General features: G+C 54.2%; 5 protein-coding genes and 1 pseudogene. 2 read left to right on the top strand and 4 right to left on the bottom strand.

What is annotated here, in order from left to right; genetic code table 11:
• Positions 1-146: 146 nt before the first annotated feature.
• The 3 genes from ACK59H_RS09995 to ACK59H_RS09985 all read right to left on the bottom strand — a co-directional run bounded on the left by ACK59H_RS09995 (position 147) and on the right by ACK59H_RS09985 (position 3,210).
• Positions 147-1,037, bottom strand: a complete 891-nt coding sequence (locus ACK59H_RS09995) for a hypothetical protein (protein WP_060477716.1) — start codon at positions 1,035-1,037, stop codon at positions 147-149.
• A gap of 1,227 nt (positions 1,038-2,264) precedes the next feature.
• The gene (locus ACK59H_RS09990) at positions 2,265-2,699 is read right to left on the bottom strand and encodes an HAD domain-containing protein (protein ID WP_155500254.1); all 435 of its coding nucleotides are present in this window, start codon (positions 2,697-2,699) and stop codon (positions 2,265-2,267) included.
• A gap of 154 nt (positions 2,700-2,853) precedes the next feature.
• Complete coding sequence (locus tag ACK59H_RS09985) at positions 2,854-3,210, bottom strand: hypothetical protein (protein ID WP_155500255.1); 357 nt, start codon at positions 3,208-3,210, stop codon at positions 2,854-2,856.
• 387 nt (positions 3,211-3,597) lie between these two features.
• On the opposite strand from ACK59H_RS09985, the gene ACK59H_RS09980 reads away from it, so the two are divergent.
• Entirely contained in the window at positions 3,598-4,062 is a 465-nt protein-coding gene (locus tag ACK59H_RS09980) for a transcriptional regulator (protein ID WP_060477720.1), read from the top strand.
• A 419-nt stretch (positions 4,063-4,481) separates the two neighbouring features.
• Here the strand turns inward: ACK59H_RS09980 and ACK59H_RS09975 are convergent.
• A pseudogene (locus tag ACK59H_RS09975) lies at positions 4,482-4,544 on the bottom strand (hypothetical protein); the annotation flags it as partial.
• Positions 4,545-4,731: 187 nt separating this feature from the next.
• Here ACK59H_RS09975 and dacB point away from each other — a divergent pair.
• Positions 4,732-6,195: a D-alanyl-D-alanine carboxypeptidase/D-alanyl-D-alanine-endopeptidase gene (gene dacB / locus ACK59H_RS09970; RefSeq protein WP_060477721.1), complete on the top strand. Its 1,464-nt coding sequence runs from the start codon at positions 4,732-4,734 to the stop codon at positions 6,193-6,195.
• Positions 6,196-6,297: the final 102 nt, after the last annotated feature.

Here is a 6,297-nt window from a genome sequence, read left to right as displayed (position 1 = left end):
AAAATGCCGGTGATGGCTATCTGACTACGGAGATTTTTTGAGCTCTTTTCGCAGATTCGCACACCTGAGCATCGAGTCGCCTTTTCCAGCCCACGGCCGGCCTAATCCGCTTTTCTGAGCAACGTACAATCGTGGTCAATTCAGAATCAGCAAATTTGCCTAATCACACCTTGTAGACGGGAGCCTAGGTCGGCCAGCCCTGGGTAATCGCCAAACTTCACAAAGCTGATCCAGCGAAGCGTGTTCAGGTCACCCTCGGGCCCGAATTGAGTCAGCAGCTTGAAACACAAGAGCACCCCCACCGTCCCGGTTGCTCTATTTTTGTGCCATTCGCCCTGGAGCTGCTCGATACGTTCTGACGTTTCGATGTTCATCATACGGTCGAGGTGTGCAGCATCGAGAACCGGTAAAACTCGGTCATGTGGGTTGATTACCTTGGAAAGATCCAGAGCGATCAACCCCCTCGCCTTTCCTCCCTCTACGCCTGCAAGCCGACGGGTCAGCTGCTTGTTCGCATCCTTGATGACCGCATGCATCGAGGTTGAGAACATCGGTCGTTTCGCTTCAACGAAATAGGTATGGTCGCCATGTTGAAAACACAGGTCAGCATCCGTCTGATACGTCGGCTTTAGCTTCGCGAAAGCGCACAGAGCGGTGAGGTAGAGCTCAAAACCAGTGTTTCGTGCCTTATTCGATGCGTTCTTGTGTAGCTCATCGACCGCGCTGAAAGGGCCTTTGACGTAGTGGCGGAATTCGCTTAAGCCATCCGGATCGCTATCGATCGACAAGCCACGGTAGATAGATACGATTTCACGCACCTCAAGCAACACTGTGCACAGTCGTTTCATCTGCGCCTGGTCGCTAACATCACCCCACCGCTTCTCATCGAAATCATCATTTAATTTCAACAAAATACGCCGATAGTCATCGATTCTGCCACGCTCGACCGGGAAGCCGACCGAGCTAACCCACTCAAGCGCTGCCTCGAGGTCTGATGCCAACTCCGGGATTGTATGGGGTGTAACCTGAGAGCGCATTCCAGCTCCTTGCAAAGGTGATCAGAACAGTGGATACAGCCGCAGCAAGCTAGCACCAATGGGCGAACGTGGGGAAGAATCGTCGTGGCTCGCAGGTGGCAAGGGAAAATGCCCGCATTGATGAGCCGGAGGGCCCGGTTCGCAACGAACCATAGCTCGATTTGGCCTGTGGGAGCTTCTAACTCCCAACGCGCGTTTTTTCGTTCGCGTCTTCGTAGTATCGGTCTGACACAATACAACTGTGTCTCTGGTCACATCCTGTCTTTCCCGTGGGCTAAGGGCGCTTGCGATTGCCCCACTAATCGCAAGTTGCTGGAGAAGATCCACATCAGTCAGGGAGCCAAAGCTTTCAATCGTTTTCTCCTCGGCTCACCCGTGGTTTGATTCACGACAGCCGCGCCGTGAGGCCACGCCAAAATATTCAAAAGGGATTAGTGATTAGCAATTGAAGTATCAGAAAATCTCCCCCCGAGGAAATCACAGACCACATGTAGACTGCTTAACGTCTGCACAACCAAGAAGCCGCCAATAGTCTCGCTACTCATGATAATCGACGTGCGTATTGTATCACCGTCATCGAAGCGCCCTTCTCGATCACCGAAAACTACACCTTCTAAGTACATATCTCCTGCTCCATATGCAGCCGCAGATATGTAGGCAGTTACGGGGACACCAAAATCCGTCTGCTTAGCTTTCGCTACAGATGAAGGCCAGGTCACTGCGTGATTTTGATCCACTTTGCACGTTGACAATGTAACTCGCTTCTTACCCATGCAGCACCTCGACAGTCTATGAGTCGCTTCAATAGAAAGGCTCACCCTTTCTCGTTACCATTCAGCCCATGCCCCTTACCAACACGTCCGTACGTTTCATCCTGCAATACTTCGTCGCCTTCATCTTCGAACATGACACCTAGCCATCTCATGCGCTTCATGCCTGTTACCTGGATGAAAAAGCAGCCCTCACATAGGTGAAGTTCATAGTCCTCACCACTGTGCATTGAACCTTGGCCCCAAGAGGCCTGCAAAGTCGCAAATTGATGCCCATCGCCTACATGCGTAGACTCTCCGCAGACGTCGCAAACGACATCAACCACTTCCGCTGGCTCTGTCTCTGAACTGATCCTCATCCCAACCTCTAAACGAAGAGAAGTTGTAGCTTGGCCCGCAGTTCGTTTTGTGTCTGCTCACTACCGAGGCCTAAATTAGGGTCACACCTCACGAGCCTTTAGTCATGCTCTGGCCAACTAAATTCCGGATCGTCATCAATCGCAACCCAACGCGTGATCCCAGCACGAGTCACCGCACCACAGATCTGTTCGTAGCGGCTGAACAGGTCATATCCTTCCCGTGCCGTATCTCGCATGCGTGAATGCCATGTCGCTGACACCGTACGATCTCGTAAGTTTTTAGGCAGTGCATCACGAGCCCTTTGATACCCGAGCATCCTCACCCAAGACGTTGATAAACAGATTTTGACGCTCGGGAACACCTGCAACACGGAATACAGGATAGGTGCATGCATCATCAGCTCGCCCGCTGCTCTAAGCTCAATACCGTATCTTGTACGAAAAGCTGCATCCGGATGAAGCACACCGTCAAAATCTAAAAAGAGAACCACATCGTCGGGCTTTATTGAATTCGGTCGGACTGAGTAGATCATGACACCCCCGACGTTTACTGAACAAATCTCCCACCACACTGCCGCCCACATTACAGCGGATATTTCGCTGATTCACGCAAGCCTGCGCAGCGTGCCTGGCCTTTAACGCTAGAGATTAATTTTACAAATCAAAATCCACATCCGATCCGCACAATCAAATTAGAATCTTGAAATCCTCTTCCTGAAGAGTATCAATCTTCCCTCCAGCAGGAGACGTATAAACAACACCATCCGCAACCTTGTGCAAGCTGACTTTTCCACCAGACTCGCCGCGACCCACGATCAAACTTAGCACCTTATCGGTAGCCCACCCACTTGTACCGTTCATCCAACCTGGACTCACCAAAAGCACGTCCACCACTTCAAAGTCATCACACTGTTTTTCGAGGACGCTGTCTAATATATCAACATCACTTATTAGGTACAGGCGAATTTGCTCTCTCCGACCAACCACCTCCTTCACGACCACCTGATAATAGTGATAAAGACTCTGCCACTCTACGATCTTCATACAGCTATGCTCTTCTCCAAGCAGCGCTGATGCATCAGACCTCCACGACTCGTGACTAACAAACATTATGCTATCTCTTTTCTAGCATTAAGGCCCAGCGCGAGTCGCTCAGCCCAAACCGAGCACCGCGCAGTTGAATGACTGACGCCAACCGTATTCTTTAATTCCGCAATCGAAGCTAGCTGGTTCTAACAATACCGAATCTGCGTTCACCTAACTTTTGTCAATTTATGGCATATATTGAAGCCAACCAAGTTCAGGATGCAGAGCTACCTCGCAAGATTGCTGCGCGTACGGAATAGTTGCTACCGACCCTTAACGGGCATTATAGGACGTTTTATGGGTCGATGCAATGTGGCTTCATCCTGTCTTTTACGGATGATGAACATGTCTCTCAGCGAGGCCCTTGCGGCGGTTGTCAGAGCCTTGCGACAAAACCGAAAAATGACGCAGGACGACCTGACCATGATCGGTCGGAAAGAGAGAAATCGCATCGAGCGTGGCAAGACTAACGTGACGATGGAGACTCTTTCGAACGTTGCCTCCATGCTCGAGGTCGATGCCGCTCTCCTACTCCTTCTCGCACACTCTGCTCACTCTGGCGAACCTGTTGACGTTGCGCTCAAACGAATCTCGTCCAAGCTCGACGCTCTCAAACAGGACGGGGCCATTGAGGCAATCATCACGCAGCCCGCACGACGCACTGGTCGACCTGCTACCCCAGATATTCAGAAAGCACTCGAACGCGCTCCCCTTTTGAAGGAGGCCGGCAAGTCGAACTCGGAGATCGCTCAGGAGCTCGGCGTGTCAAAATCGACCGTGCAGCGTTTCCTCAGCAAGATGTTGAGCTAGAGAAGGTGCCTACAAGCGCAGCAAAGTATGTCCAGAGCCTCGACCTAACAGATCAAGACTGAAAGAGACCACCATGGTGAGATGGGATCATGGTTGCTGCGGGCCTCACTGTATATGCAGCATCGGTGACTATGGGGCTTCGGAATACAGGGTGACGAACGACCAGGCGGGGAACCGCACCAGGGTGCCTGTACTTCCAGGGTTAGCTTCCTTAGCTGCTTGCTTCAGTCGCATTGAATTGTGGTTGGCTCTGAGGCCCTAGCACACACCGGGGGTGCAACATAAATCCGCACCTATGTATTTTCTGGAATGAATCAACGGGCGGAGAGCGGAGAGCGGAGAGCGGAGAGCGGAGAGCGGAGAGCGGAGAGGATTGTGGTGCATTTTTGGCAGGATTTTGCGTGTTACGGCCGCTCTAGCAATTCCTGGAATTCATCCACGCACAGCTTCTTGCGTAGACGACGGGAACGGTTGGTAGCCATGAAACAATCCTCTTAAGTAATTACGCGCGGCACTTTAACAGTTTCCGCGCTACAAAGGCGCTTTTCCGTCGAACGTGGCACATCAACGCTGCGCTTGGGGCATAATGCGCTCTATATTTCATCCTGGGGCGATCATCTCTTACAGCCCCTGTGTCTTTTTCCCTCGTCTGCAGGGTGTTTACTTCTTATGATCAAACAGCTCCGCCCTCTCGTTCTTGCCAGCCTGCTGCTGCCCCTCGCGCTACCCAGCCAGGCTGCCGCCGTCAATACCAACCTGCCGCCCAAGGTTCAGCAGGCGCTCAAGGCCAACAAGTTACAGGACAGCGCCCTCTCGCTGGTGATGCTGCCGTTGAATGGCCCGGGCACTGCGACCGTGTTCAATGCCGATGTATCGGTGAACCCGGCCTCGACCATGAAGCTGGTCACCACTTACGCCGCCCTTGAATTACTCGGCCCGACCTTTCAATGGAAAACCGAGTTCTACACCGATGGCACCCTTAGCAATGGTGTGCTCAATGGCAACCTGTACCTCAAGGGCGGCGGCGACCCCAAACTGAACATGGAGAAGCTCTGGCTGCTGATGCGTGACCTGCGCGCCAATGGCGTGCGCACCGTCACCGGCGACCTGGTACTGGACCGCAGCCATTTCGTGCAACCCAACCTGCCCCAGTTCGATGATGACGGCGGCGACGTCAACAAGCCGTTTCTAGTCAAGCCCGATTCCCTGATGATCAACCTCAAGGCTCTGCGCTTCGTCGCTCGCAACGATGGAGGCAAAGTTACCGTTGCCGTGGAACCACCGATCGCAAGCATTCGCATCGACAACCAGGTCAAGGCCGTGGCAGGCAAGCAATGCAGCGGCGACGTACGCTACAACCCTGTGCAGCAGGCTGACGGCGTCAGTGTGACCGTCACCGGTCAGCTGGCCGATGGCTGCAACTCGCAGACCTATTTGTCCTTGCTGGACCACCCGACCTACGCTGCCGGGGCCGTGCGGGCAATCTGGAACGAGCTTGGTGGCAGCATCCAGGGCCGCGATCGCGTAGAAAACGTGCCCAAGAGCGCACGCCTGCTGGCACGTGCTTTCTCACCGGACCTGGTGGAAGTGATCCGCGACATCAACAAATACAGCAACAACACCATGGCCAGGCAGCTGTTCCTCAGCCTGGGCGCGCAGTTCCGCACCGACGCCGATGGCGACGACGCACGGGCCGCGCAGCGTGTGGTACGCCAGTGGCTGGCGAAAAAAGGGATCACCGCTCCACATCTGGTGATGGAGAACGGCTCAGGCCTGTCCCGCGCCGAGCGGGTCAGCACCCGCGAGATGGCCGCGCTACTGCAAGCGGCGTGGAACAGCCCCTACTCGGCCGAGTTCATCAGCTCGATGCCGCTGGTAGGCATGGATGGCACCATGCGCAAGCGCCTCAAGCGCACTGCCATGGCGGGTGAGGGCCATATCAAGACCGGTACCCTGAACACCGTGCGAGCCATCGCCGGCTTCAGCCGCGACAGCAATGGTAAGACCTGGGCAGTAGCAGCGATCCTTAACGACCCGAAACCCTGGGGCGCCTCGCAGGTGCTCGACCAGGTTCTGCTGGACCTGTATCGCCAACCGAAATTGAACAACAACACAACTGCAGCAGCGCCTTGATACGCCTGCTTGGGCCGGGCTCTTCGCGGCCAAACCCGCTCCGGCACTAACAGCTGCGCATTACAGCGCAGTTGTTCACGTGAAGGAGCGGGTTTACCCGCG

Source organism: Pseudomonas sp. KCJK9000, assembly GCF_046230725.1.
Taxonomy (GTDB): Bacteria; Pseudomonadota; Gammaproteobacteria; order Pseudomonadales; family Pseudomonadaceae; genus Aquipseudomonas; species Aquipseudomonas promysalinigenes.
This window is presented reverse-complemented; position numbering and strand designations above follow the sequence as displayed.